21 protein-coding genes and 2 tRNA genes are annotated in these 26,951 nt (G+C 58.8%); 19 read left to right on the top strand and 4 right to left on the bottom strand.

Going from position 1 to position 26,951, the window contains the following annotated elements; translation table 11 throughout:
- Window position 1: 1 nt before the first annotated feature.
- A complete protein-coding gene (locus CLV84_RS11980; RefSeq protein ID WP_104420027.1) occupies window positions 2–664 on the bottom strand; it encodes a sterol desaturase family protein in 663 nt (220 codons plus the stop codon).
- Between the two features lie 42 nt (window positions 665–706).
- Window positions 707–1,792, bottom strand: a complete 1,086-nt coding sequence (locus tag CLV84_RS11975; protein WP_104420026.1) for a PLP-dependent cysteine synthase family protein — start codon at window positions 1,790–1,792, stop codon at window positions 707–709.
- Between the two features lie 116 nt (window positions 1,793–1,908).
- Here CLV84_RS11975 and CLV84_RS11970 point away from each other — a divergent pair, with 116 nt between their 5' ends.
- From CLV84_RS11970 to CLV84_RS11875, 19 genes are all read left to right on the top strand, one after another.
- Entirely contained in the window at window positions 1,909–2,343 is a 435-nt protein-coding gene (locus CLV84_RS11970) for an NUDIX domain-containing protein (protein ID WP_104420025.1), read from the top strand.
- Between the two features lie 80 nt (window positions 2,344–2,423).
- Window positions 2,424–3,140 carry a RadC family protein gene (gene radC, locus CLV84_RS11965; RefSeq protein WP_104421173.1) on the top strand — a complete coding sequence of 239 codons (717 nt, stop codon included), beginning with the start codon at window positions 2,424–2,426 and terminating at the stop codon, window positions 3,138–3,140.
- A gap of 83 nt (window positions 3,141–3,223) precedes the next feature.
- Window positions 3,224–3,784, top strand: coding sequence for an elongation factor P (efp, locus tag CLV84_RS11960; protein ID WP_104420024.1), 561 nt, complete (start codon window positions 3,224–3,226; stop codon window positions 3,782–3,784).
- A gap of 17 nt (window positions 3,785–3,801) precedes the next feature.
- Window positions 3,802–4,329, top strand: a complete 528-nt coding sequence (accB, locus tag CLV84_RS11955; protein ID WP_104420023.1) for an acetyl-CoA carboxylase biotin carboxyl carrier protein — start codon at window positions 3,802–3,804, stop codon at window positions 4,327–4,329.
- A gap of 4 nt (window positions 4,330–4,333) precedes the next feature.
- Window positions 4,334–5,686, top strand: coding sequence for an acetyl-CoA carboxylase biotin carboxylase subunit (gene accC / locus CLV84_RS11950; RefSeq protein ID WP_104420022.1), 1,353 nt, complete (start codon window positions 4,334–4,336; stop codon window positions 5,684–5,686).
- A gap of 645 nt (window positions 5,687–6,331) precedes the next feature.
- A complete protein-coding gene (gene corA / locus CLV84_RS11940; RefSeq protein ID WP_104420020.1) occupies window positions 6,332–7,417 on the top strand; it encodes a magnesium/cobalt transporter CorA in 1,086 nt (361 codons plus the stop codon).
- An 82-nt stretch (window positions 7,418–7,499) separates the two neighbouring features.
- Window positions 7,500–8,429 (top strand): hypothetical protein, encoded by a 930-nt coding sequence (locus CLV84_RS11935; RefSeq protein ID WP_104420019.1) that lies wholly within the window; start codon window positions 7,500–7,502, stop codon window positions 8,427–8,429.
- A 48-nt stretch (window positions 8,430–8,477) separates the two neighbouring features.
- The gene (locus CLV84_RS11930) at window positions 8,478–9,434 is read left to right on the top strand and encodes an acetyl-CoA carboxylase carboxyltransferase subunit alpha (protein ID WP_104420018.1); all 957 of its coding nucleotides are present in this window, start codon (window positions 8,478–8,480) and stop codon (window positions 9,432–9,434) included.
- A 1-nt stretch (window position 9,435) separates the two neighbouring features.
- Complete coding sequence (locus tag CLV84_RS11925) at window positions 9,436–9,969, top strand: DUF6913 domain-containing protein (RefSeq protein ID WP_104420017.1); 534 nt, start codon at window positions 9,436–9,438, stop codon at window positions 9,967–9,969.
- Complete coding sequence (dapA, locus tag CLV84_RS11920; protein ID WP_104420016.1) at window positions 9,962–10,870, top strand: 4-hydroxy-tetrahydrodipicolinate synthase; 909 nt, start codon at window positions 9,962–9,964, stop codon at window positions 10,868–10,870. Before CLV84_RS11925 ends, dapA begins: the two co-directional genes overlap by 8 nt.
- Window positions 10,871–10,889: 19 nt before the next feature.
- Entirely contained in the window at window positions 10,890–13,433 is a 2,544-nt protein-coding gene (locus CLV84_RS11915) for an AsmA-like C-terminal region-containing protein (RefSeq protein ID WP_170067678.1), read from the top strand.
- Window positions 13,434–13,487: 54 nt separating this feature from the next.
- Window positions 13,488–15,245 (top strand): T9SS type B sorting domain-containing protein, encoded by a 1,758-nt coding sequence (locus CLV84_RS11910; RefSeq protein ID WP_104420014.1) that lies wholly within the window; start codon window positions 13,488–13,490, stop codon window positions 15,243–15,245.
- A gap of 140 nt (window positions 15,246–15,385) precedes the next feature.
- Window positions 15,386–15,456 (top strand) — tRNA-Cys (locus tag CLV84_RS11905).
- A gap of 128 nt (window positions 15,457–15,584) precedes the next feature.
- Window positions 15,585–18,863: a T9SS type A sorting domain-containing protein gene (locus CLV84_RS11900; RefSeq protein WP_146088791.1), complete on the top strand. Its 3,279-nt coding sequence runs from the start codon at window positions 15,585–15,587 to the stop codon at window positions 18,861–18,863.
- A gap of 201 nt (window positions 18,864–19,064) precedes the next feature.
- Window positions 19,065–21,209 (top strand): 30S ribosomal protein S1, encoded by a 2,145-nt coding sequence (gene rpsA, locus CLV84_RS11895; RefSeq protein WP_104420012.1) that lies wholly within the window; start codon window positions 19,065–19,067, stop codon window positions 21,207–21,209.
- A gap of 66 nt (window positions 21,210–21,275) precedes the next feature.
- Window positions 21,276–22,202: a GYDIA family GHMP kinase gene (locus CLV84_RS11890; protein WP_104420011.1), complete on the top strand. Its 927-nt coding sequence runs from the start codon at window positions 21,276–21,278 to the stop codon at window positions 22,200–22,202.
- The gene (locus CLV84_RS11885; RefSeq protein ID WP_104420010.1) at window positions 22,199–22,930 is read left to right on the top strand and encodes a ferredoxin--NADP reductase; all 732 of its coding nucleotides are present in this window, start codon (window positions 22,199–22,201) and stop codon (window positions 22,928–22,930) included. The genes CLV84_RS11890 and CLV84_RS11885 overlap by 4 nt, the downstream gene beginning before the upstream one ends.
- A 22-nt stretch (window positions 22,931–22,952) precedes the next feature.
- A tRNA-Ile gene (locus tag CLV84_RS11880) sits at window positions 22,953–23,025 on the top strand.
- Window positions 23,026–23,269: 244 nt separating this feature from the next.
- On the top strand, window positions 23,270–23,482 hold the full coding sequence (locus tag CLV84_RS11875) for a hypothetical protein (protein ID WP_104420009.1): 213 nt from the start codon (window positions 23,270–23,272) through the stop codon (window positions 23,480–23,482).
- A gap of 59 nt (window positions 23,483–23,541) precedes the next feature.
- Here CLV84_RS11875 and CLV84_RS11870 read toward each other — a convergent pair whose 3' ends face one another.
- Together CLV84_RS11870 and CLV84_RS11865 are read right to left on the bottom strand one after the other, a co-directional pair.
- Entirely contained in the window at window positions 23,542–24,345 is an 804-nt protein-coding gene (locus CLV84_RS11870) for a 3'-5' exonuclease (protein WP_104420008.1), read from the bottom strand.
- Between the two features lie 155 nt (window positions 24,346–24,500).
- Complete coding sequence (locus CLV84_RS11865) at window positions 24,501–26,945, bottom strand: DUF3536 domain-containing protein (RefSeq protein WP_104420007.1); 2,445 nt, start codon at window positions 26,943–26,945, stop codon at window positions 24,501–24,503.
- Window positions 26,946–26,951: the final 6 nt, after the last annotated feature.

Here is a 26,951-nt window from a genome sequence, read left to right as displayed (position 1 = left end):
ACTACCGGTGGATTTCCTTGGCCATGCGCTTGTCCTTATCGGATCGCGGCATGGTACCGAAAACGTAATCCCAGAGGGGTTGGCTAACCCCGAACAGCACTTCGTCTTCGCTATAGTGATGGATGGAGTGGTTCACCCATAGCGTGCGGAGAAAGTTACGCGGCGGGGCGTACATGTGCACGGTATAATGGACGATCAGGTACAGGGCGTAGCCCACTACGAAGCCGGCCAGGTAGCTGAACGAATACTGGCCCAGGACCAACTCGAAGAGAAACAGCAAGCTGGTGGCCAGCACGATGGCGACGATGGGCGGCATGGCCAGCCGCCGCTTGTCCTTCGGATAGTCGTGATGCATGCCATGCATCTTGTACGTTGCCTGCTTGTACATATCGGATGCACCGTGGGGCGGATGGTAGACCCAGCGGTGAATCGCGTATTCGGTAAAGGTAAAACCGAGAATGCCGGCCAGGAAAAGGCAGATAACCGTAAAAGTAGGAATGGTGGTATTTGCTTCCGTATACCAGAGCAAGCCGGTCGCATACGTGAAAAAGATGACGATGGGCGTGGCTATGTGGGTCTGAGATAGCCGATTTAGAATCTTGTTTTCAAACATCGGTGGAGAAACCTCCACGTTCGATTTAAATTTTCGGGTGCGGGTTTTCATCGAAATACGTTAGTCGGTTCATAGGGTACGGCTGAAAAGAGCCTAAACTAAATTCAGGCGCTGCTTGATCTTTCGACCGTACATGCGCTTGTATACCCGGTACATGCGCTGCAAATGTTTGACGCTGTAGGTAGCCGGTTCGCCGTTGGGCTTCAGGTACCCCTGCTCCTGCATCCAGGCATCGTTGAATACTTTTCCCAGGTATTTGCTGCCATGATCGGGGAAGAGTACGACAACAGTATCGTCCGGGCTTAGTTGTTTCCGGATAGAAAAAACGGCTTCCAGAGCGGCACCGCTGCTGTAGCCGAGGAGGAGCCCCTCCCGCTGTGCCAGCTCCCGGACGCGTAGGGCGGCGGCCCGGTCACCCACCTTGATAAAGTCGTCGATCAGATCGAAGGCGACGTTGTCGGGGATAATGGTTTTACCCAGCCCCTCCACTTTCCAGCTGAAGATTTCATCGGGGTCGAAGACGCCGGTTTGCCAGTACTTCTTCAGCACCGAGCCGTAGGCATCCACCCCGATGATCTTTACCTCCGGATTCTGCTCCTTCAGGTAGCGGGCGGTGCCGGACAGCGTCCCCCCCGTTCCCGCGCAGCAAACGTAGTGGGTAATCTTGCCCTCCGTATCCTTCCAGATTTCCGGGCCGGTGCTGTGGTAGTGGGCGCCGCTGTTGTCGAGGTTCCAGTTCTGGCGTAGGTAGATACTGTTGGGGATGGTGCCGGCCAGTTCCTCTGCCCTGCTGTAGTACGACTCCGGGTCTTCCGGGGCGGCGTCCTTCGGGCAGAGTACGATCTTGGCCCCGAGTGCCTTGAGAAGGGCTTGCTTTTCGGGGCCGGCCTTATCGGTGAGCGTAAGGATGCACTTATACCCCTTGATGGCGGCGATCATCGCGATGCTGAAACCGGTGTTACCGCTGGTGGCTTCAATAATGGTAGCGCCCGGCTGAATACGCCCCTTCCGCTCCGCCTGCTCGATCATGTAAAGCGCCGCGCGGTCCTTTGCAGACTGCCCGGGGTTCATGGATTCCATCTTTCCGTATACGGCCGCGGGGATACGGGTGCCACATATCCGGTCGAGACGGATCAGCGGCGTGTTGCCGATGGCTTGTAAAACACTATCGTGGCGCATAGGATGAAGGTTAATAACCGGGGCGAAGTTAGTAGCTACGGCGTAAACGCACGCACACTGCCGGTGGTTGGGTATATTCGCCCCGCCCCCTTTGCTTTCCATACCCTCCTTACTACATGGCCACATTCAAAGTCTCGCTGAAGGCACGCCTCATTCTGGAAGACCGGGGGCGTATCCTCCTGCTCAAGCAAACCAAACCCAATGGGGGAAACTACAGCCTGATCGGGGGCACCATCGAGCGCCGGGAGTACGCCCTGGAGAGCCTGATCCGGGAGAGTTTCGAGGAAGCCGGGGTTCGACTTACCCCCTCGGACCTGAGCCTGGTCCACGTACTCCACAAACGGTACAAAAAACGCGGCAAGAAGCACCGGATCGTGCTCTATTTCCGGGCTCACCACTACGAGGGCGAGCCAGAGAGTAAGGAACTCCAAAAATTCGAGAACGTGGAATGGCATCCCTATAATAGCCTGCCGTCCAACCTTACCGGAACGGTGCGCCACGTACTTAAGGAATACGGCCGGGGCAAAATCTACTCGGAAATGGAAAAGTGAGGCAATCGCGACGCATGCCCTACCTTTAGGGAACGTTGCGCTGAATGCTTTCCGGCGGTCTCCCCTTCATTCGACCGTCCATGATTACCTCCGTTTCCTCTTCCTCCCTGATTTGCGATCTCGCGCCCGACGAACAACCCCGCGAAAAGTTACTCGCACGCGGGCCCCGTACGCTATCGGATGCCGAATTAGTCGCCATCCTGTTACGCAGCGGTCGGCGCGGGGTATCCGCCGTCGATCTGGCCCGTTGTCTCCTGCGCTCCGCCGACCATGACCTCCACCGGCTGGCACGTATGCAACTGCAGGATCTCGTGCGTACGAAAGGCATCGGAGCCGTCAAGGGCGCCCAGCTGCTGGCGGCTTTTGAACTGGGGCGCCGGCGCGCGGGTGCCATGCATAAACCCCGAACCGTGCTCGACAACAGCGAAGCCTGCTTCCACTACCTTCAGCCGGTACTGGCCGATCTGCCGCACGAAGAATTTCACGTGCTGTGCCTCAACCGGGCCAACCAGGTGCTCGGCGCCCACCTTGTCAGTAGCGGGGGCACCACGGGTACGGTTGCGGATGCGAAGAAAATATTCCGTACCGCCCTGCAGCACGGAAGCGTTACGTCGCTCGTGCTGGCCCACAACCACCCCAGCGGTCAGGCCCACCCCAGCAGCGCGGATATTCGCCTGACGAGCAAACTCTGTCGTGCCGCCCACAGCCTGGACCTGCACGTTCTGGACCACATCATCGTTGCCGGCCACCGCTACTACAGCTTCGCCGATCACCAATTACTCGGCGGCGAGGAATGAAACGGGGCAGAAAGGTTATCTTCGCGCTGCCTTAACCGATCCGGCCCGTTTGTTTACATTGGACCGGAGAAAAACCGATTAATATGGCTTCTACATCCGACATCAAGAACGGCTTCACCTTCCGTCACAGTCATGACATTTACAGTGTCATTGAATTCCAGCACGTAAAACCCGGCAAAGGTGCCGCGTTCGTGCGTACCAAAATAAAGAGCCTCAGCACCGGTCGCGTGCTTAGCGAAACCTTCCCGTCCGGCCACAAAGTAGACGAGGTACGGGTGGAGCGGCACAAGATGCAGTACCTCTACAAAGACGATATGGGCTTTCACTTCATGAACGCGGAGTCTTTCGAGCAGGCCACCATACCGGAAGCCCTCATCGAAAATCCCGGCTTCATGCGCGAGGGCGATACGGTGGAAGTTCTCTACAATACCGAAGACAACACCGCGCTCACCGTAGACCTCCCCCAATACGTCGAAATGGAAGTCACCTACACCGAGCCCGGGGTGAAGGGTGATACCGCCACCAACACCCTCAAGCCGGCTACGATCGAAACCGGAGCCGAGGTACGGGTTCCCCTTTTCGTGAACACCGGAGACAAAATCAAGATAGATACTCGCAGTGGTTCCTATATGAGCCGTGTGTAACCCTTAGAACGCCCAACATGACGCTGAAAGAAATACAGGAACTCATCAAGCTGGTCTCCAAGACCGAGTTGTCGGAATTCAAGTACAAGAACGAAACCGTTAGCCTCCACATTCGCGGTAAGTCGTACCGCGGCGGCAACGACCAACCCGCCACGTCGCCCTCCATCATCAGCATGCCGGCTCCGGCCATGGCCCCTGCCTTCGCGCCCCAGCCGAGCCAACCCGCTCCCGCCGCCGCGGCCGCCCCGGACCGCGAAGCGACGCCGGGTGGAGGAGAGCCGGTTAGCGGCGTCGACGAATCCAAATTGGTGCCCATCAAGTCCCCCATGATCGGTACGTTCTACCGTTCGGCCTCCCCGGACAAGCCCGCATACGTGAAGGTGGGCGACCGGATCGCCAAGGGCGATACCGTGTGCATCGTCGAAGCCATGAAATTATTCAACGAAATCGAGTCGGAAATCGGCGGGAAAATTGTCAAGGTCCTGATTGAGGACGCCCAGCCCATCGAGTACGATCAGCCCCTGTTTTTGGTAGACCCCTCCTAGCTTTATGCCCGAGAAATTTAATAAAATCCTGATTGCCAACCGCGGCGAAATAGCCCTGCGGATCATTCGCACCTGCCGGGAAATGGGGATCAAGACGGTTGCCATTTATTCCACGGCCGACCGCGAAAGCCTGCACGTCCGCTTCGCCGACGAAGCGGTCTGTATCGGCCCGCCCGCCTCGGCCGATAGTTACCTGAGCATTCCGAAGATTATGGCCGCGGTGGAAATTACCAACGCGGACGCCGTGCACCCGGGCTACGGGTTCCTGAGCGAGAACGCCGACTTCGCCGAAATTTGCCAAGATTACGGCATCAAATTCATCGGACCCAAGCCCGAACAGATCCGGACCATGGGGGATAAAATCACCGCCAAGGACACGATGATCCGCGCCGGCGTCCCGACCGTACCCGGCGACGGTAGCCTCCTGAAAAACGCGGAAGACGGCATCCAGCGCGCCCGCAAGATGGGCTACCCCGTCATGATCAAGGCGACCGCCGGCGGTGGGGGTAAAGGCATGCGCATCGTTCGCAACCAGGAGGAATTTACCAACCTCTACGAAAGCGCCCAGAAGGAAGCCAAGGCCAGCTTCGGCAACGACGGCATCTACATGGAGAAATACATCGTGCAGCCCCGCCACATAGAGATCCAGGTCATCGGCGATCAGTACGGCAAGGTGATTCACCTGAGCGAGCGCGACTGCTCGGTGCAACGGCGCCACCAGAAATTACTGGAGGAATGCCCCAGTCCGTTCATGACCGACGACCTCCGCCAGCGGATGGGCGAGGCCGCCATCAAGGCCGGCGAAGCCATTAACTACGAAGGGGTCGGCACGGTAGAATTCCTGGTCGACAAGGACCGGAACTTCTACTTCATGGAAATGAATACCCGCATCCAGGTAGAGCACCCCGTCACGGAGGAATCCATCGACCACGACCTGATAAAGGAGCAAATCAAAGTTGCCTACGGAGAAAAGCTTTCGGGGAAAAATTACCTACCAAAGGGACACGTGATCGAGTGCCGGATCAACGCCGAGGACCCCTGGAACGGCTTCCGCCCCAGCCCCGGCAAGATCAATAGCTTCCACAGTTCAAAGGGCCACGGCGTACGGGTCGACACCCACGTATACGCCGGGTATACGGTGAGCCCGTTCTACGATAGCATGATCGCCAAACTAATCGTGCGCGCACCCACCCGTGCGGAAGCCATCACCAAGATGGAACGCGCCCTCGACGAATTCATCGTGGAAGGAATCAAGACCACCGTGCCGTTTCACCAGTGGCTGCTCCGGCAGGAAGACTTTCGGGACGGGAACTTCGATACCGGTTGGCTTGGACAGCAGGAGCTGCCCAAAGGGTAGGAAACGCGACCACGGTTTCCGCGCTCCCGCATCCGGAACAACCATTCCACGACCACTTTTTCAGTACAAACATTTTGTTTGTTAAAGGTATTTGCCCTATATTCGTCGGGTTCGTTACCCGGTCCGGCCAGGGTTTAGACTTTCCGGCAGAATCCGCCAACCCACGGCGATGACGCCCGGAATTGTCCATACCGAAGAACCGATCTGCTTTCCGAATAGAGCTGCGCAAAACGTAGCGATTCTGAATAGTCGGAGGCCGTCCTTACCCGTATTCACCGCTGGCCTGGGTAGGCTGCCCGGCGTCTCCTTGACCCCGGCCGAACCGTTGCAAGCTGTTTACAACATAGATTTCGTCATCCCGCCGGTAGCTGGTACCGAGCGGCGGGTGGGCGAAGTATTCCTTCCTCCGGCCATCGCCTTCGTTAAGTCGCAGGCTTAACCTACCGGCATGGGTGGTAGCGTGGTTACCGGGGAGGGGCAGTGCGGCGGCGGCTTGGGTGGGATTCCCTCCCTCTTTGCGACCACCTATGTCCCGTCCCGACGGCCTACCCCTGGCGGCCATCCGCCGGTGCGGAAGGGGGGCGGACAGCGTGCTTACGTTTCCGTAATTACCTTGCACCTGCGCCCCGCCGCAAAAAGTTGTCCATGCGTATCACGAATCTCATCCGGTCGAAGGAGGAAAAGGCCATTACTCCGCGCAAAAAAGCCGGCGCGCCCCCCGGGACCATGGTCTACACCGGCCAGCGCAGCATGGATGACGTACACGTCCACCTTACGCAGTACCACGGCGACTTCTTCGACCTGCAAACCTGCCAGGATGAAATTCCGGACCCGCGGTCCGAAGGGGCGACCCAGTGGTTCGACGTGCGCGGACTCCACGATATCGGCTTGATCGAAAGACTAGGCAAACAACACGGCATGCACCCGCTAGCCCTGGAGGACGTAGTCGACGTGCAGCAGCGACCCAAAATGGAACTTTTCGAGGGCGGCGTCTTGATCGTGGTCAAAGCCTTCGCCTTCAACTCCACGACGCGGGATCTCAGCATCGAGCAGGTATCCATTTATCTGACCGAAGGCACCGTGCTCAGTTTTCAGGAAGATGCCGGCGACCTGTTCAATAGCGTGCGCAAGCGATTGGAAACTTCCAGCGGACGGATTCGCAGCCGGGGGGCAGACTACCTCGCCTACGCCCTGGTCGACAATATCGTGGACAAGTATTTTACCGTTATCGACCAGATCGAAGGCGAGCTGGACAAGTTGGAAGACATTATCATGCGCTCGCCCGAAATGTCGACCAAATCGAAGATCCACGACCTGCGCCTCGCCCTCCTGACCCTACGCAAAAGCATCAGCCCGCTGCGGGAGCTCATGAACCGCTTCGGCGACACCGAGAGCAAACTGATCTCCTCCGACACCCAGGTGTACGTGGCCGACCTGCGGGATCACGTTATCCAGATAACGGACCTGGTGGAAACTTACCGCGACGTAACCAACGGCCTGTATGATCTGTACGTCAGCGAAATCAGCTTCCGGATGAACAGCGTGATGCAGACCCTGACGATCGTCTCGACTATTTTTATCCCGCTGAGTTTTTTGGTCGGGGTGTACGGTATGAACTGGCAATACATGCCGGAATTGGGCACCCGCTACGGTTATTTCGTCCTCTGGGGGGTAATGATCTCCGTGATTCTCGGCATGCTGGGATGGTTTCGCAGCCGCCACTGGATTTAGCCTTCGGGGGGCACTATCCCGACGCGTTTCCCGTAAACCGGAAATATGATTGTAAATTTGCGTTTTCAACAGGTCCCGCCCCATGAATAAACGTACCATCACCATCATCGCCATCCTGCTGGCGCTCCTTTTCGCTGGCGCCCTGATCTGGGGGTTTACCACGAAGAGCAAACTGGAAGCCAATTATACCGTGAAGTCGGAGGAAGCTGATCAGCTCGCCGTGCTGCGAGACAACCTGATGCAGTCGGTAGACAGTCTGGAGACGGCGTTTTCGGAGGTTAGCGATGAAAACGCCGAGCTGCAGGGGCAGCTCACCGAAGCCCAGGAAACGGCCAAACGCGCCCTCTACGATATGCGGCAGGCGCAGCGCTCCCGGGAAAACGACAACAACGTCGCCTACCAGATGCGGCTCCAGATCGAAGACCTGATCAACGTTCGCACTATGCTGGAAACCAGTATTACCGAGCTGGAAGAAGAAAACCAGACGCTGCGGGAGAGCAACGTAACCCTGCGCCGCGACCTTTCGACGGCAAAAACGGAGGTATACGAAGCCACTCAGCAAAACGAGAACCTGAGCCGGATGAACGCCAGCATGGAGGCCGACCTGGAGCGCATGACCCTGGGCGCCTTCCGCGCCTCGGCCATGCAGGTGGACCTGCTCCGGAAAAACGGTTCCGCCACCGCCAATGCCAGCCGGGCCCGCCGCATTGCGGTCAGCTTCGACCTGACGGACGTTCCCGAGAATTACCTGGGCGTTCGCCCAATTTTCCTCGTTTTGACGGACGAGTCCGCCACTCCGGTTATTAGCGAGAATCCGGTCCAGACCAAGGTCATCGTCAACGGCGCGGAAAAAGACATTATCGCCCTCGAAGGGCGTGACGTGAACGTGGAGCGCAACCAGCGCCTGACCTTCACCCACGACCTCGACGACAAGCTAAAGGAAGGCTTCTACCGGGCGGAAATCTATACGGACGTCGGGCTTCTAGGCTCGGCCAAGGTCCAGCTCCGCTAGCACGCCATCCGCTCCCCGCTAAACGCCTACCCGTATAAAGTACTATAAATGGTATTCCTGGAATTTGAAAAACCCCTTGAAAAACTCTACGAACAGCTGGAGAAAGTAAAGGAGGTCGGTGCGGACGGCGTCGTCGATATGCAGGCGACCATCGACGAGTTGGAAGGCCGGATCAAACAGACCCGCCGCGATATATACAGCAACCTGACGGGCTGGCAGCGCGTCCAGCTCAGCCGTCACCCCGAACGGCCTTACACCCTCTACTACGTCGAGCAAATGTGCCGCAAGTTCGTGGAATTGCACGGCGACCGGTGCTACGGCGACGATAAAGCCATCGTGGGGGGTATCGGCAGCCTCGACGGGCAGACCGTGGTGATCATCGGCCACCAGAAAGGCGTCAACACCAAGATGCGGCAGTACCGTAATTTCGGCATGGCCAACCCCGAAGGCTACCGCAAAGCACTTCGCCTGATGAAGCTGGCCGAACGCTTCGGCTTTCCGGTCATCTCCCTGATCGATACCCCCGGCGCCTACCCCGGCATCGAGGCCGAAGAGCGCGGACAAGCGGAGGCCATCGCCCGTAACCTCTTCGAGATGGCCCAACTGCGGGTGCCCGTCGTCTGTGCCGTGATCGGAGAAGGAGCCAGCGGGGGCGCCATCGGTATCGGGCTCGGCGACCACGTGATGATGCTCGAGAATACCTGGTACTCCGTAATCTCGCCGGAAAGCTGCAGCAGCATCCTCTGGCGGAGTTGGGATTACAAGGAAAAGGCCGCCGAGGCACTCAAACTCACCGCCGAGGACATGAAAGGATTCGGTATCGTAGACGAGATCGTCAAGGAACCCCAGGGCGGTGCGCATAACGCTCCGGAGGAAATGGCCAAAACCCTCAAGCGACAGCTAAAGAAAGCGATCGCGGCCATCCAGGAGAAATCGATCGAGCAAATGGTGGAAGACCGGATCGAAAAGTACGTCCGCATCGGCCCCGTCACCCACGCCAGCTAGTATGGCACCCCTGGAAGAAATAAAGGCCCGCCTCTTCGCGCGGCGGCTGCGGAAGGAACGCGAACGGGCCGCGACATCCCCGGGCCCCGCCGGCCCCATCCAGTTACGGACGGCCCAGCGCATTACCGTACTGTTTCCCGCCGACAACGCCGAGGACCGCAAGGCGGTCGAGAGCTGGAAGCCGCCCGGAAAGGAGGGACGGCGGGTGACCGCATTCGGCTACTTTACCCACGAAGTAGGGGCCACCAACTTTTCCTTCAAGGCGGTCACGTTACAGGATCTGAACTGGTACGGGGTACCCGAAGGCCAGACCACCGAAGATTTACGGGGCAGCCATCCGGATCTACTCATCCGCCTCGGGCCGCCCTCCCACGCGGTGCTGGATTACCTCGCCGCGATTACGCCCGCCGGACTGAAAGTCGGTCCGGACAGTGATGCGGACAATCTTTACCACCTCCGCTTTTTCCCCGTTCCCGACGATTTACACGCCCAGTTGGCCAGGATCGAAAAAACTTTCACCTTCATCAATGAATAGCCCCCTACCCCCCTTCAGCGGTACCGGCGTTGCCCTCATCACTCCCTTCAGCGCGGACAAATCCATCGACTATCCCGCGCTCGGAAGGGTTATCGATCACGTTATCGAGGGGGGCGTCGACTACGTCGTCTGTCTGGGCACGACCGGGGAGGCCATTACCCTCAGCACCCAGGAATGCCGGGAGGTGCTCGACTTCACCCTACGCCACGTCGACGAACGCGTACCGGTGGTGGCCGGCTTCTTCGGCGGCAATTACACCGAACGGCTAGCCGGATTCATCTCCGGATACAATTTTGACGGGGTTGCGGGCATCATGTCCAGCAGCCCGGCCTACAGCAAACCGCCGCAGGAGGGGATCTATCAGCACTTTATGCGGATCGCCGAAGTAGCTCCGCGCCCGCTAATCATCTACAACGTACCCGGCCGCACCAGTAGCAACGTGCTTCCGGAAACCATCCTGCGTCTCGCCGAATCCAGCGATCGCTTCGCCGCCGTCAAGGAAGCCAGTGGCAACCTCGGGCAGGCCACGGAAATCCTCCGCCACCGCCCGGATCGCTTTGGCGTGCTCTGCGGCGACGACCCGCTGGCCACTGCCATGATCGCCGTCGGCGGACACGGGGGCATCAGCGTAATCGCCAATGCCCTGCCCGGCCCATTCAGCCGCATGGTACGGGCTGCCCTGGACAATGACGTGCACACGGCCCGGCAACTGAACTTCGATATGCTGGACGTGCACCCCCTACTCTACTGCGAGGGCAACCCCGTAGGCATTAAGGCTGCCGTATCGGCGCTGGGGCTCTGCGAAAATTTCCTGCGCGTTCCCCTGGTTCCGCTCAGCGCGCCCAATGCAGCAAAGCTCCGTACCGTTCTATCTTCGGTACCCGGCGTGGCCGTTAGCTAGCCGGGTCGATCCCGACACTATGCGCTTTTTACGAATCGTAGTTCTCATCGTGGTCCTCCTGTTGCTGCTACCCTTCGTAGCCGTGCAGTTTTTCGGTGGGCCCATCGCATCCCGGGTGGTAGCGGCACTCAACGCCCGGTACCCCACGGAGATCTCCGTCGGCGCATACGACCTGAGCCTCCTCCGTTCCTTCCCCCAACTTTCGGTCGATCTCCAGGACGTAACCGTACAGGGCAGCGATGGTGGCTCGCTCCTCGATGCGGCTCACCTGGGCTGCCTGCTCGACCTCGGCAGCCTGTTCGGAAAGATCCGCATTGAGGGGTTCCGAGTGGACCGGGGAACGCTCACCTTGCGAACCGACGTAGATGGAAATACCAACTATCAGCTGACGGGATATACCCCGGTGGGAAATGCGGGCGCCGAAGGCGCAGGAGCAACGTCCGTGGCTTTTGCCGTAAACCAAGCCCGGTTAACCGAGGTCACGGTACGATACGAGGACGCACAACTCCGGACTGATGCCGAATTTACCATCACGGATGGCCGTTTCAACGGCGACTTTGGCGCCGAGACCTACACCCTGCAAACGGACGCTTCCGTACGGATCGACAACGTAGACCACGAGGATACCCGCTACTTCGAATCCGAGACGCTCCGCCTTTCCGGTACCACGACCATCGATCACGCCGCCGGGACCTATACCTTTTCCCCGCTACAAATCAGTCTCCGCGACCTGGACGTAGCGGCTTCGGGCAGCCTACGGCCCACGGAGGAGGGACTGTCGTGCAATTTGCGGCTAGCCAGCACCGCCGGCAGTCTGGAAGATATCGTTTCCCTGTTGCCCCCGTCGCTCACCGGCAGCCTGACCGACCTGGAAACGGACGGGCTCTTATCCCTGGCGGCCACGGTAAGCGGGGAATGGACCCAACGCGATTACCCCCGCATCAATGGGGAACTTCTCTTTTCCGAAGGCCGGATCGAAAGTCCGCGGGTACGCATCGGCGCCAGCGACATCGAATTCCGGGCCACTTTCGCCTTCGTCGACGGGCCCACGGGTGGGGTGCAAACCTTCTCGGTGCCGGAATTCTCCGGAAATTTCCGCGGCGAGCCCTTCCGTATGCGGTTCGATCTGGAGGACCTGAAGGATCCCGTCATTGATTTTTACGCCGACGGCAGCCTCCCGCTGGCGACCCTCCCGGCCTTCCTACCCGAAGAGCAGGAATTGGAAGCCGAGGGAATGGTTTACTTCACCAATCTTCGCCTGCAGGGGCGGTACGCGGACATGATCGAACCCCGGCGGATGAGCCGGGTATCGTCCGTCGGCATTCTGCAAATCGAAGATGGCGAATTCACCTTCAACGACCGCACCCTGGCCTTACCCACCGGCATACTAAAACTCTCCGACAACCGCCTGAAGGTGGAGAACCTGCGGGTAGCCACCGAGCGCTCGGACTTCACCCTGAACGGGGAAACCACCAACTACCTCCCCGTCCTGCTTGCCGACAGCCTCAATACCAAGGACGCCGCACTGAAATTCACTGCCAGCCTGCGGGGAACCGCCTTCGCCATCGATGACATCCTCGCCCTATTCACCGGAAGTGAAGCCGAGAAAACGGACGCCGGCACCCCATCCGTTCGCGATAGCCTGACCCGCCGGGACATCGCGCGTCGGGCCCGCATGACCGACGTACTGGATGGCAGCTTCGCGGCCGAAGTAGATCGCTGGAGCTGGGACCGGCTGGAGGGACAGGACTTCCGGGGCCAATTGGAGTTTTACCGCGGACAGCTGGAAATTCGGGGGCTCACCGATGCCATGGACGGAGAATTCAAAGTCGACGCCTCGACCTTTTTCCGCGACAGCACCCACAGCTCGATAAGGCTTACGGCGAGCAGCATCGACGCGCCCACCTTTTTCTACCAACTGGAAAACTTCGACCAAGACGTGCTCACGAACGAGCACCTCGAAGGTCGGATGAACGCCGATCTGTTACTGGACCTCTACTACGACGAACTCGGGGACTTCGACTACGATCGCTTCACCGCCCTCGGTAGCCTGGAAATCCTGGACGGGGAGTTGCGTGACTTCCCCCTGCTGGAGAACTTCGCATTCGCCCTGAAATCCGCCGATCTGGAGCGGGTCCGTTTCACCCGCCTCGCGAATTACTTGGAGATCCGCGACCGGACCATTTACCTCCCGGCCATGTTCATCCAGAGCAGCGCCATCAACCTGACCCTCAGCGGAAGCCACACCTTCGATCAGTACCTGGAATACTACGTACGGGTCAACGCCGGCCAGGTGATCGCCAACAAAATTGCCCGCCACGACGATCGCTACGACCCCCTGCCGGCGCGGAACGGCTTTTTCAACCTCTACTACACCATCGAAGGGCCACTGGAAGATTATCGCGTAGAAACCGACAAGCGGGCGGTACTGGCCGATTTTCGGCGCAGTACATACCGACGCGACCGGATTCGCAACCGCCTCGAAGCCGCCTTCCGCCGACCGATTACCCTGTTGGACGACAACGAAGCGGAGAATGATGACGCGAACGAGGGGTTCGAGTAATCCCGGAACCGCTTTCTGCGTTTACGGGCTACTATGAACTGACACCATTCGCCCTTGCGCTTCCTCTTTTCCCTCCTCCTTATGCTATCGGCATTTGCGGTACACGCCCAGGTACCCGCGCCCGATTTCCTTTGCACCCGCTCGGAAGCCGGTCAGGAAATCCTGACGTGGGAGAACGTTTCGGTCGACTGCGGCAATTACGTTGCCACCGAGATTTATCGCGCTGCGGCACCCGACGGTCCGTACACCCTGCTGGTCTCTTTGCCCGACAGCACGCAGACCGAATACCTCGATCCGAATCCTAACGGGGAGCAACTGTTTTACTTTCTCCGGTACGTATACGATTGTCCGGGCGCCACCGTACGCACCAGCGATACGCTGGACAACTTTGTACCGCAACCTCCTACCCCCAAGTTTGTGAGTGTGGTCGACGGTGACCTGGAGATCCACTGGCGTCCCTCCCCCTCACCGGAAGTAAATCGGTACGTCGTTTTTGACGTTACCGACAACCAGGTTATTCCGCTCGACACCGTAGGCCTGGATACGGTCTACACGGTGACCGGGGTACCTTCCGATGAACTTACCAGCCGAGCTTACCGCCTCACCGCCCTCGACGCGTGTGGCAACGACAGCCCGCTGAACGAGGGCACGATCAGCGCCTTTGACCTGATAGGCCGGGGCGGTGTGGGGTGCCAATCGGAAATTCAACTTATCCCGCTCCAGCAAGAACTGCTAACGGTCACTGAATTTCGTCCGCGGCAGGGCGATACGGTCAGCCTGTTCGTCTCCGTCAATGGCGGAGGATACACCCTACACGACTCCTGGACGATAGAGGATGTGACGGACACTTCGCAGCTCTATACCTACGAAGCCGCGAACGACGGGGATAGCTTGTGCTTCTACTTTCAAATCAATTACGCGGAGATAGCTCCCAGTCAACGAACCGTCGTCTACTGCCAGGTGGCTAACATTTCCCAGCCGGTCCGCGATTTTGACCTGTTCGGCGCGGAGATTCAGGACAACGGCGAACTACGGTTCGGTTACCAGGATGACGTGGTGCAGGCGGACAACTATTCGGTAGCACTGGAAGTGGCCGGACCCGGTGATACCACTTCCTACAGCCCCGGCGTGGCGCTTTTCCCCGGGGAAGAGCTGATAACGGACGGCGCTGTCCCGATCACGCCAGGCAACTCACTTCGGTTCGTACTCACCGATAGCTGTGGCCGTACCGCCACCACTAACTACGCCAGTCCCGTGTGGTTAGAGGTGCAAAATGATGCCAGCGGCGAAACGACTTTAAATTGGACGCCACCGCACGATCTCCCCGGTGCGGTCTTCTACACGGTCCTCCGCATCAATGATGATTCGACCACCACGGAATTGGCAACCGGTATCCCGGGCCTGACCTATACCGATCCCCTTCCCGATCCGGGTCAGCTTTGCTACCGGATTCAGGCCAACTATACGCCACCTGCGGCGGATACGACCTACACCTTCCTGTCGAACGTCCAGTGCGTCGTAGAAGCGGTTGAGATTTACTTTCCGAACGTGTTTTCTCCCGACGCCCTGCAGGATGCCAACCGGGCGTTTCGTCCCTTCTTTAATACCCCGGCGGGGCTGGAAGCCTACCAACTACGCATCTTTAACCGATGGGGGGCACTGGTTTTCGAATCCGAGGATCCTACCGCCGGGTGGGACGGCACGGTCGATGGCCGTGGTGTGCCGATCGGAACGTACGTCTATAACTTACAGTACACGCCGGTGGGAAAATTCGCCCGGCAGCTGACGGGGACGGTCCACCTGATCCGGTAGGTTTCCACAGAAGTTCGCCCCAACGATTCATCCTGGACGGGAAACTTATGCGCCCCCATGGGCGTTGTCCACCTCGTACGATAAAAACAGCTGACAAAGTTTGGTGCTGCCGTTGCGCTCACCTACTTTTGCAGCCCCCTGGTTGGGTGGCCGAGTGGCTAGGCAAAGGTCTGCAAAACCTTGTACGGCGGTTCGAATCCGCTCCCAACCTCTTTCACGACCGCGTTCGGCTTTGCCGGGCGCGGTTTTTTGCTTGGGGCAATGCAAAATATTATTTGACTGCTTATTTCCATTCCGTTATTTTCATTGGCGTAACTGTGAACAAACACAACCTTCACTATGCCAATCCACGAGACTGTCCAACATATTAGCCTCCGCTTTCCGGCCCTGGTCCTGCTTCAAGTGCTTTGCCTGTATTCTCCCAAAGCCATTTTTGGCAATCCCCGGGCAGACGATAACACCCTGTCCAGCCTCATTACGAAAGATGTCAGGCTATGGAACTCGCGGCCACCTGAGCTTTCGCCGACGGACGTCCTCTTCAGAAGGTTAAACACCACCGAATTTTCCCTCTCCTTTTTGGACGTGGAATGCGGGCAGGTAGGGAGCAATTTAAGCGTGGTGGCGGACCCGACGGCGTCAAGCGGAGAATACGTACAAGCGCCCGTGGGCGCAGTCTACCCGGATGCACCTACCGATAATAATTTGAACAACTATATCCGCCTGACTCAGGCAAAAATCGGAGCGCGCGTTCCCTTTTTCCGCGTTCGCCTGGTAGAAACTACGGAGGGAGGAATTTGGGTTCGCACGAAGGGAGGGCCCTGGGTCTTGTTCCCCCTGACTTCAACCACCGATGATTGGACCTGGGTATCCTTTGTCGGGACTGGCTTGTATTTATCTGATCAAGGTCCGGAACCGGGATATTCGATCGACATCGCCTTTGCTTCCGAAGACGTGCAATTGGATAAGCTGTACGCGGAAGACTCCTACGCAGACGAATGGGTACAAAAAGGTGAACTGCCCCGCCCGCTCGACTTCCCGATCATGGGAACCAATTGCCCGGACTTCGTCAACCAACGCCCCGTAGCGATATTGCCCCCCGGCGAAGAGGTTTACGTGTACGATTTTGAGTTCATCCGCGGGAGCGGTTACGACCCCGACGGTGAGGTCGTATTCTTTTCTCTGTCTCCGAGCGGTGTCGGTGAGGAAGACGATGGGGAACCCTACGGAGATATTCTATGGGAATACTTTGGCGACGTTGGTGTAAGCCTCACTGCTTATGACTACTTTGGCGCTTCGCATACGGCTTTTGCAACCTGGCGCACCATTGAACGCATGGAAGGCTCGGATCGCACCACCTACCGCCTCGAGGGCGAGTATGCCGCGGTGGGCAGCTACTGGTCCGTAGAGACCGAGATCGGTCGCTCCCGGGACTCCCTGGCGGTAGGCGGAAGTCAGAGATCCTTAAATTCCCCGCCGGCCGATGTCCCCGCGAACCAGTTGCGTTTCGTTGTCCCGGATGTATCCGCCGAGGATGCCGGGCAGTATTATCTCGCTGGTTCCTTCCGGAGCACGGTAGAGGAAGGAAACTGTATCTGGACCAGGATCAACGGCGGAGAGTGGCACAACTGGAATATCATCACCCTGGAAAGGTCGTTTTACCCGGGGCCGGACTTCCATCTAGAAGCCGGAACAAATACAATTGAATTCGCTTACTGTAGCCCTAATTTAGGCGTGGATCAATTCATCCTCAGCCCCGATACGGGTGCCCCGAACATTCTTGATCCAGAGCAATACAAGAAAAGCGGCGCCATTATCAATTTACTTCCGCAGGGCGGATTCCCGGAGGAGCCCGAGCCATTCCGGGATGAATTCTGGTTCGAAGCGGAATGCGCGGACATTGGTGACAGCTGGGACGTGAGGAATGAACCGACGGCCTCCGGGGGAAGCTATGCCGTATATCCAGGCGAAACCAACTACGCCACCCCACCCTGGCACGTTCGGGCCAACTACATTCGATTTACCATAGATAGCGTCGAGGGCGGTGCTTATTACCTGCAGGCACGAATCAAGGCGCCTTCCGGCTCTGAAGATTCCTTCTGGATACGCTCCAACGACGGTCCGTGGTACGCCTGGAAATCCGGCATTACCCAGGGCGATACGTTCTCCTGGAATGCATTTAGCGGCGACCCGATCCGTTTATCGCAGGGCCGCGGTACCATTGATTTTGCCTACCGGGAAGGCGGTACGCAGCTGGATAAAATTTACCTCAGCCAAACGGCAAACTCTGTCGCCGGTACGGGTGCCGACGCACAAAACTGCCAGGAAGGTGCGTACGACGCAGTTTCCTTTTGGATAGAAGCTGAGTGCGGAGATTACGGTGATCTTTGGAAATTAAGCGAAGCCGCGGATGCTTCGGCCGGGGAGTACCTGGTTTACCCCAGCGGACCGGCCGCCACGGGAAGCGATGCCCCCGATAGCCAATCCAGCACCATCCGGTTTAAAGTTCCCGTTAATTCGAAATCCGCCGAACTGCCGCTCTACCTCTTCGCCCGGGTAGACGCCGCCACACCGAACAACGATTCGTACTGGGTTCGCTTCAACGGGGGGGAATGGTTCGCCTGGAATTCCATCCTGGACGGTGATGCGGGATTCCAGTGGAACCGCTTTCCAAAGGTGCTGACGGGATCGACAAACGGCAACAACATCGTGGAATTCGCCTACCGCGAAAGGGGGACAAAACTCGACCGGATTTACGTAAGCTCGGTCGACGACTTACCCCTGGAAAAAGCCCCCGTCGATCCGGCTTGCCCCGTAGTGCCGTCCACCTATACTACCGATGCCGCATGTGATGATTTTTACTCGGGATGGGTTACGCTGCGCGATGAAGGCCGCACCGGACGGTCTTACCGGGTGTACCGAGGTGACCGAAAGTTGGAGATGCCAACCACTAACATCAAGGAACAGGAGCTGTTTTACCGCTTTGATCTTCAAGAGACCGGGGAATACGCGCTCTACCTTTTGATGAATGCGCCGGGCACGAACAGTAATTCCGTCTGGGTACAGGTCGACAACGGTGATTGGATCAAGATGTGGAAAGAACGCGACGGCAGCAACCTCTATACCAATGGTTTTCAATGGCGGGAGGTCAGCGACGATGGGGCCGAAGTACGGTTTTCGCTGGAGGCCGGCATTCATACCATTGCCATTGCCAATCGCGAACCTTTGACGGGTATCATGCAATTACACCTGACTACGGCGGAAGAGCCTCCTACCGGCTTGTTCAATACCAGACCTGGCTGCCCCAACGTCATCTATACCACGACAGACCAGCAAGCGCTCCGGCCCGCTGCCATTACTTCGGTACAGGAATTAAAGCTCGGTCTTTACCCAAACCCCGTACGGAACGAGCTCTGGTTAGAGCTTTCGGGCGGCCAGACCGGATACGTACAGGTGGAGGTATACGGCCCCGACGGCCGGACGGTGCGGACCTTTACCCTTCGCAAGGAGTGGGATCGAATCCGCACCGACCTGGACGTGAGCAGTTTGAGCCGTGGCGTGTACCGCATTCGCGTGGTAGAGGGGGGGCGTCATATCAACCGGTCTTTCGTGAAGCTGTGAGCAATCCATAGCCGGTCGAATGGAAGCGGGTCGGTGCCACATAAGCATGCCGGAGGCTGGTAAAATATTGCCTTTGCCAAACCAGCACCCTACCGATCTTTTCCGTATCTTTGCGCTCCCTTAGCCATACCCTGGCGACGGGCGGGGAACGGCCACCCCGCAAGCTGGCTCAGATTTTTAACCTTTTAAACCTGTCACGCTATGCAAGTAGACGATGATAAGGACCCGCAAGACGGGACCACCGAAGAGACCTCCACGGATTCCATTACGCCGGAGGCAAAACAATCCATCGAAGACCAAGCAACTCCCACCAAGGAGGAAGTAACGCCCGAGATCACCGAGGCGCAGTCGAAGATCAAGCCCGGCCGCCAAGCCACCGACGACGACGTGGCCAGCGCCAACGACGACGCCGAGGACAGCCTGGATGACGACGACAGTGAAGCCGAACGGAAAGCTAAGGTAATCCGCAAAGAATCCACCCGCGTCTCCGTAGCCCTCACCGAAGAGGTGAAGGAAGAAGCCGTTGAAATCGACGAGGCCGACCAGAGCGGCGCCACCGGTGCCGCCCACGATGCTTTCGCCTGGGACGCCATCGCTAAGATCGACAACCGGTACTCTGCCTCCGAGCGCGAAGCCATGGAGAAGGAGTACGAGGCCTCGATGACCAACATCCAGGAAGCCGAGATCATGTCGGCCAAGGTGTCGGCCATCATCGACGGCGACGTTATCCTCGACCTGAACTACAAGAGCGACGGCCTCCTTCCCCTCAGCGAATTCCGCGACCAGAACGTAGAAGTCGGCAGCACCGTCGAAGTATACGTCGAGCAGCAGGAAGACGAAAAGGGACAGCTCGTGCTCAGCCGCCGCAAGGCCAAGCTGCTCCGTGCCTGGGACCGCATTCGCGATTCGTACACCAACGGCACCGTCATCAACGGTAAGGTGATCAGCAAGACGAAGGGCGGCCTCATCGCCGACTGCGGCGGTCTGGAAACCTTCCTACCCGGCTCGCAGATCGACATCAAGCCGATCGTCGACTACGATGCCTACGTCGGTAAGACCATGGAATTCAAAGTCGTCAAGATCAACGAGACGATCAAGAACGCCGTCGTTTCCCACAAAGCCCTCATCGAAAGCGACCTGGCCGAGCAGCGCGAAGCCATCATCGCCAGCCTCGAGCGCGGTCAGGTACTGGAAGGTATCGTCAAGAACATCACCGACTTCGGGGCCTTCCTCGACCTGGGTGGCGTCGACGGACTCCTCTACATCACCGACATCAGCTGGGGACGCATCAACCACCCCAGCGACGTACTGGAACTCAACCAGAAGGTCAACGTGGCGGTACTCGACTTCGACGAGAACAAGAAGCGGATCAGCCTCGGCCTCAAGCAACTCCAGCCCCACCCCTGGGAGGTACTGGACGACAACGTTACCGAAGGCAGCACCGTCGAGGGCCGCGTAGTCAACATCGAAGACTACGGCGCTTTCCTCGAGATCATGCCCGGCGTAGAAGGTCTGGTACACGTTAGCGAAGTGAGCTGGAGCAACCAGCCCATCAACGCCCGCGAGTACTTCACCGTCGGTGAAACCCGCAACGCCAAGGTGGTCACCATCGATCGCGACGATCGCAAGATGTCCCTGTCGATCAAGCAACTGCAGCAGGATCCGTGGGACAACATCTTCGAAAACTTCTCCGTGGGCTCCAAGCACACCGGAAAGGTCAAGAACCTTACCCCCTACGGTGTATTCGTCGAGCTTAACGACGGCATCGGCGGCATGATTCACATCAGCGACCTCAGCTGGACCAAGCGCTTCGGTCACCCGAGCGAGTTCACCAAGGTTGGCGATGAAATCGACGTCACCGTACTGGAAGTAGACGACCACAACCGCAAGATGTCGCTCGGCCACAAGCAACTCGAGGAAAACCCCTGGGACAGCTTCGAGTCGGTCTTCCCGGAAGGCAGCTACCACGAGGCGACCGTACTCCGCAAGGACGACCGCGGCGCCATCGTGCAGATGCCCTACGGCCTGGAGGCTTACGCGCCGATCAAACTGATGCGCAAGGAAGACGGCAGCATCGCTGAAGTGGACGAGACCCTGACCGTGAAGGTCATCGAGTTCGACCGCGATCAGAAGAAGCTCATGGTCAGCCACAGCCGCTACGTAAACGACATCCGTCGCGAGGCCAAGGATACGGTCGTGCGCGAACGCCGCGAAGAGCAGCAGTACACTCGCAAGGCGGTCAAGCAGACCAACGCCAGCAACGAGCGCTCTACGCTCGGTGATCTCAGCGCCTTCGAGCAACTACGCGAACAGCTCAACAACGAAGACGAGGACGACGAAAACTAATTCGTCCGCGATACCTTCTGACAAAGGCCACTCCGTACATACGGGGTGGCCTTTTACTTTTGCCCCATGTCCGAAACAGTCTACTACAAGCACGGCAAGCTCCTACTCATTGGCGAGTACTTCGTGCTCGATGGCGCCACCGCCCTGGCCGTACCTACCCGCCTGGGACAGCGATTCACCGTAACCCGCCAGCCGGGAGCCGAGACCACCGACCTGCAGTGGGTCATGATCGATCATACGGGCTCCGAAACCGGGCGATTGGTCATCCCCCGCGACGCCCGGCGGCAGCCGCAACCCCCGGACGAGCCGGTCCGGGATCGGTTACTGCAACTCTTTCACGCGGCGGAGGAGCTGCGCCCCGGCAGCACCGACGTCCTGTCCGGCAGCCGGGTCGTGTGCGAGCTGGAATTTCCCGCCGACTGGGGCCTGGGCAGTAGCTCCACCCTGGTCAGCTTCCTGGCCGAGCACCTGGGGGTGAATCCCTACGCCCTGCTCGAACGCACCTTCGGCGGCAGCGGCTATGACCTGGCCTGCGCCGAGGCCGACGCGCCCCTGCTCTACCAGCGCCACGGCACCGAGCCGAAAATCACCGAATGGGATTGGTCACCCGACTGGCTGGCCACGACCTGCTTCGTGCACCGCAACCGGAAACAGAACAGCCGGAAAGCCCTGGAACTGTACCACTCGTCCGACATCGACGAGGAAATGCTGTGGGAAGCCAACCAGGACGCCCGACTGTTCCTACAGTCCGCTCACCTGCGCGCCGCCGCCCGCGTGGCTACCGGCTACGAACGTCTGGTGGCCGACGTGCTCGGCCTCACGCCGGTACGGGAGGAGCTATTCAGTGACTTCGACGGCGAGATCAAGAGCCTCGGAGCCTGGGGCGGCGACTTCGTCTGGGCACTCACGGAACAGCCCCTGGAAAAGACCCACGCGTACTTCAACGAGCGGGGGTACGCGACGGTTATCCCCTACAACGACCTAGTACTATGAGCAAGTGGAAGGAAGCCGTCATTAACCGCATCGAGCAGCGCAGCCCGACCGTGCGTAGTTTTTGGGTAGCCCTGCCCGACCGCGAGAAGCTGGAATTCCAACCGGGCCAGTTTCTCACCCTTGACCTGCCCATCAGCGAGCGGCGGCGGGAGCGGTGGCGGAGCTATTCCATCGCCTCCCCGCCCAATGAATCAAACGAGGCGGAACTCTGCATCGTCCAGCTACCCGGTGGTAAGGGAACGGCCTACCTCTTCGAGGAGGCCGAACCCGGCACCCGGGTGATGACCAAGGAACCCGGGGGCGTTTTCACCCTACCGGACCGGCCGCTGGAGTATGACGTCGTCATGGTCTGTACCGGCACGGGAGTGGCCCCCTTTCGGTCGATGCTGCTGCAGCGGCTGCCCCACGAGACCCGCCACTTTCACCTGATCTACGGCTCCCGCACGCCCGCCGATATCCTCTACCGGGAAGAATTCGAACGGCTCGCCGAGGAGTTTCCCCACTTCACCTACAGCGTGGCCCTTAGTCGCGAACGCCCCACCGAAGCCCCGACTTTCGAAGTCGCCGACGGCTACGTCCACCAGCTGTACGAACGCGACTACGCGGAGCCCCGCCCCGACGTACGCTTCTACCTCTGCGGCTGGAGCCAGATGGTCGACGAAGCCCGTGCCCGCCTACTGAAAATGGGCTACCGCGAGGAGCAGGTAATTTTGGAGCTCTACGGATAGCAAGCTATCTTTGCGCCGCTTCGGGCCCATAGCTCAGTGGTTAGAGCAGCGGACTCATAATCCGTTGGTCGTAGGTTCAAATCCTACTGGGCCCACTTTTGTACCGGCTTCGCCGTTTTTTAGCACGGTAGTTGATCGCTTCGTCTTCAATTAGGTCGGAAGTTACCGGCCTTCGCCAGCCGGGTAGTTCGCTGATCGCTATTCCGCAGCGTACTACCCGCCTACCCTACCACCGAATTGTCCTGGCGACGGAGCGCGGGTGCAAGGAACCTCGCGAGAAGCCGAGCGAACCTGCTATCGGCAATCCCGGTTAAGGGGGAACACCAAAGCCCCTCGACCATGCATTTCAACCGAAAGCCCTCCCATTACCGCTTCTTCGATGCCAAAACCCATGGCCCGGTGCTCGCAGACGGTGGAGGTAAGGACAAAAAGCCGTCGTCCACACCCAAAAAGGATGTCTCCAAGGACGATGATGACGACGACGACCTTAAACACGTGGACCAGAGCAAAGGCGGCTATGGTCACGGTTCCGGTTTCGATAAGGAAAACTAGCCGCCCCCGGGCCCCTGCACCTTTTTTCTGCAGCTAGCCGTGCCGCGCCGCGCCGGCTGTTACCGCTTTCTACGTTGCTCGTCGATCGCCCGAACCAGCGCTTTTACCTCCGTGCTGAAATCCTTATCCAGAATCCACTTCAGGTAACTGGGTTCGCGCTCGAATACGTCGGCGACCGCTTTGCCCGCGTGCTTTCCGAAGTTGAATAGGGGCTGACCGTCGGGTCCGCGCTTTAACCGGCGGGTGGCGTCCAGGAATCGATCGTCTTTACAGAAGTCCGCAATGGCATCCATATCCGAAAAGGGCGTGATTTCGGTGCCGTCTTCCTTGTTGAACGACGTGCCGGCGTAGCGTTCGAGCTGGCCTTTGAATACGTCCACGGTAGCCCGCACGTCGGCCAGTGCATCGTGGGCTCCCGTCATTTCCTTACCGGCGTAAAATTTCAGGGCCGCGGTGAGCGTGCGGGGTTCCATCTGGTAGAAAATGTGCTGGGCATCGATCAGTCGGCGACTGCTGGTATCCAAATAGAATCCGGCCCGGAAGAATTCTTCCTGCAGCAGGGGAACGTCGTACCGATTGGAATTGTAACCGGCCAAGTCGGCGTCTCCGATGAAGTCGAACAGCGTTTTGGCAACGGATGGGAAGGTCGGCTCTCCCTTCAGGGCCTCGTTCGTAAGCCCGTGGATGGCGGCCGCCTCGGCGCTCACCGGTACCGTTGGGTCGATTTTCATTTCCAGCTCCTGCGCCTCCCGACCGTCGGCGAACAGTTTGATCATGGCAATCTGGACGATGCGGTCGGTGATCACATTCAGCCCGGTGGCCTCGAGGTCAAAAAATACTAGGTCGTTCGTAAGGGGTAGCATATAGGAGCGTTGTACAAGCCGGCAAATTCGTGCCGAATAGGTCGGTAATATATCACTTACCCGGTCCGACTACGTGCCGCAGGCGAATTGACCGCCATTCATCGGGGTGGTATATCCCATAACCGTAAGCGGAAGCCCCCCTACATTGGCCGTCTCTAAGGGTTAACCACCGCTTCCGCCTCCGGTGCCTCATTCTTTATGGAACCTACCAGAAGTTCCAGCTCCCGCGCCACGCTCAGTCCGTTTTCCAACTGATCAGCGGTGAGGGCGGCAGCGTAGGTGGCGGACCATTCTTCCAAGAACACGGTTTGGGCCCGGTAGAAGTTGGGCGTCAGTTTCATGGTTCGTAGGGAGGTGACGACCTCCAGCCCCCACGACCAGAGATCCGGCTCGTGAAACGCCTGGGCAACCAGGGTATGCACGTAGTGTTCGGCGGCGTTGTGCAGGCGGGCCGTGTCCTTCCAGTCGTGGTGCCAGTGAATGAACTCCGTTACGATCCGGTGCAACCTGGAGACATCGGGTGTGCAGGGTCCGCTAAGCAGGTCAAACAGCCTGCGGTGCATGGTGAAGTTAATGGCGGCCAGGTAGCTGTCCGGCAGCGGCAGGTCGTTCACCCGCATGGTACTCATCAACTGGTAATTGGTGTAGTACACGTCGGAGAAACTCTTCGAGGCGATCCGGAGGGTGCGGTCGGTCATCTCCAGCAGGATCTTCCGCTTCTCGTCGCGGAAAAGGTGCCAGATGGAAAAGCTTTGCCCGCCGAAGTGGTCCTTCATGAGATTGATGACCTCCGTTACGTGGCCTACCCGAAATTGCTCCTCCAGCTCGGGTAAGACGGCCTGGTAGTCCGCCTTGTCCATATCCTGGCGAATCTCCCCGATCATGGTCTGCTGCCCGAGGTAGAGCACCGCGAAACTGAACTTCGAGTAACTGTTGGTAATGCCGGACATGATCGTCATTCGCCCGATGCTCAGTCGGAACACGCCCGCGCGCAGTTGTTTCAGATCGTGGATCTGACTGCGGTAGTTGAAGAGCTTCAACTCCTCCGGGCGCTCTTCAAAAACGCTGGACGCGGCAAAGTGCATGCCTACCCGGACCAGGCCGATGCGCGCCGGCATGACGCTATCGCGGTAGGCCACGGCGGCGTTCGGATGGACGTTGCTTTCCACCTTTTCCAGCCGTGCCAGAAAATCGGGGTGATAGTTCGTTCCGGTAAGTACTTCGCAGAGGTGGATGGCCCGGTTGGCGTACTGCAGTACCTGTAGCGTTTCAATACCGGTAACCTCATTGAAGAACCAGGCACAACTGGTGTACATCAACATGGCGTGGCGCTGCATTTCCAGCAAGCGCAGCATGCGAATCTTGCGCTCGGGGGTAATGGTGCTGCTCACGGACCAGTCGCTGAGGAAGGCTTCGGAGCGGCCGGGAGACCGGTCGAGTACGAGGCGAATGTATGCGTCCCGGACTTCCCAGCAGTCGGTAAAGAGCTCACCCGCTTCCCGTTCGAATACCTTGATCAGCCGGTCGCGCACCTCGTCCAGGGCGTCCCGCAACGGTGCGCGCCAGCGTTGGTGCCAGCCCGGCCCGCCACCGGTTTCGCAGCCGCAGTCGCTACGCCACCGTTCTACCCCGTGTACGCAGGACCAGGAACTGTTTTCGTGGATGGTCGCCTCCCAGCTTGGCGGGTGGAGCTCGAGGAATTCCCCGTAGTTCGTCAGGCGGAAATCGGGATTGCGGTCGATGGCATCCAGGCAGGCAGCGAGGGCCATTTCTCCTTTCGCGTGGTGGTGGCCATAGCTCTCGCCGTCCGTCGCAATGTGAGCTAGCTGAACCTCGTCGCTGGCATCGAGGCTATTCATCAGCTTATCCGCGAGAAACCGACCGTCGTTCAGTAAGCCTTCGAAGGCTACGGCTTTGGCAACGTTACCGTCGTAAAAGAAGAGGGAGATGGTTCGCCCACTCGGCAACCTACAGCTATAGGCCCGGCGGGGATCGACGCCGCCATTCACTTCCCGCCATTCACCGGCTGACGTCGGACGGATGGCTTTACACTGGCGCGGGGCCAGAACGGTATAGGTAATTCCGTTGTCGACCAGGGCCTCCAACACATCGGTACTCACGGCGGTTTCGGCCAGCCACATTCCTTCCGGTGCCCGACCGAAGCGGTGCTCGAAATCGGCGATCCCCCACTTGATCTGCGTCTGCTGATCGCGGGCATTCGCCAGCGGCATGATAATGTGATTGTAGCTCTGGGCCAGGGCCGAGCCGTGCCCCCCGAACATCCGCTGACTAGCCTGGTCGGCATCGAGTACCCTCCGGTAGGTGGCAGGATCGTGTTCCTCCAGCCAGGATAACAGCGTGGGACCCATGTTCCAGCTGATGCGGGCGTAGTTGTTCGAGATATCCTGTATCAACTGCTCGTTGTTCAGCACCCGCGCGGTGGCGTTCGGGGCATAGCATTCCTCATTGATCCGCTCGTTCCAGTCGTGGTAGGGAGCCGCGCTATCCTGGATCTCGATCGTTTCGAGCCAGGCGTTTTCCCGTGGGGGCTGGTAGAAGTGACCGTGAATGCAGATGTATTTAGTTGTTGGGGAAGCCATAGGATC

This window comes from Neolewinella xylanilytica, from assembly GCF_002934605.1.
In the GTDB taxonomy this organism is placed as follows: Bacteria; Bacteroidota; Bacteroidia; order Chitinophagales; family Saprospiraceae; genus Neolewinella; species Neolewinella xylanilytica.
This window is presented reverse-complemented; position numbering and strand designations above follow the sequence as displayed.

Bases quoted from the DNA above. Each gene is read 5' to 3' on its own strand.
- CLV84_RS11980 (WP_104420027.1), bottom strand. From the start codon at position 664: ATGAAAACCCGCACCCGAAAATTTAAATCGAACGTGGAGGTTTCTCCA.
- CLV84_RS11975 (WP_104420026.1), bottom strand. From the start codon at position 1,792: ATGCGCCACGATAGTGTTTTACAAGCCATCGGCAACACGCCGCTGATC.
- CLV84_RS11970 (WP_104420025.1), top strand. From the start codon at position 1,909: ATGGCCACATTCAAAGTCTCGCTGAAGGCACGCCTCATTCTGGAAGAC.
- radC (WP_104421173.1), top strand. From the start codon at position 2,424: ATGATTACCTCCGTTTCCTCTTCCTCCCTGATTTGCGATCTCGCGCCC.
- efp (WP_104420024.1), top strand. From the start codon at position 3,224: ATGGCTTCTACATCCGACATCAAGAACGGCTTCACCTTCCGTCACAGT.
- accB (WP_104420023.1), top strand. From the start codon at position 3,802: ATGACGCTGAAAGAAATACAGGAACTCATCAAGCTGGTCTCCAAGACC.
- accC (WP_104420022.1), top strand. From the start codon at position 4,334: ATGCCCGAGAAATTTAATAAAATCCTGATTGCCAACCGCGGCGAAATA.
- corA (WP_104420020.1), top strand. From the start codon at position 6,332: ATGCGTATCACGAATCTCATCCGGTCGAAGGAGGAAAAGGCCATTACT.
- CLV84_RS11935 (WP_104420019.1), top strand. From the start codon at position 7,500: ATGAATAAACGTACCATCACCATCATCGCCATCCTGCTGGCGCTCCTT.
- CLV84_RS11930 (WP_104420018.1), top strand. From the start codon at position 8,478: ATGGTATTCCTGGAATTTGAAAAACCCCTTGAAAAACTCTACGAACAG.
- CLV84_RS11925 (WP_104420017.1), top strand. From the start codon at position 9,436: ATGGCACCCCTGGAAGAAATAAAGGCCCGCCTCTTCGCGCGGCGGCTG.
- dapA (WP_104420016.1), top strand. From the start codon at position 9,962: ATGAATAGCCCCCTACCCCCCTTCAGCGGTACCGGCGTTGCCCTCATC.
- CLV84_RS11915 (WP_170067678.1), top strand. From the start codon at position 10,890: ATGCGCTTTTTACGAATCGTAGTTCTCATCGTGGTCCTCCTGTTGCTG.
- CLV84_RS11900 (WP_146088791.1), top strand. From the start codon at position 15,585: ATGCCAATCCACGAGACTGTCCAACATATTAGCCTCCGCTTTCCGGCC.
- rpsA (WP_104420012.1), top strand. From the start codon at position 19,065: ATGCAAGTAGACGATGATAAGGACCCGCAAGACGGGACCACCGAAGAG.
- CLV84_RS11890 (WP_104420011.1), top strand. From the start codon at position 21,276: ATGTCCGAAACAGTCTACTACAAGCACGGCAAGCTCCTACTCATTGGC.
- CLV84_RS11885 (WP_104420010.1), top strand. From the start codon at position 22,199: ATGAGCAAGTGGAAGGAAGCCGTCATTAACCGCATCGAGCAGCGCAGC.
- CLV84_RS11875 (WP_104420009.1), top strand. From the start codon at position 23,270: ATGCATTTCAACCGAAAGCCCTCCCATTACCGCTTCTTCGATGCCAAA.
- CLV84_RS11870 (WP_104420008.1), bottom strand. From the start codon at position 24,345: ATGCTACCCCTTACGAACGACCTAGTATTTTTTGACCTCGAGGCCACC.
- CLV84_RS11865 (WP_104420007.1), bottom strand. From the start codon at position 26,945: ATGGCTTCCCCAACAACTAAATACATCTGCATTCACGGTCACTTCTAC.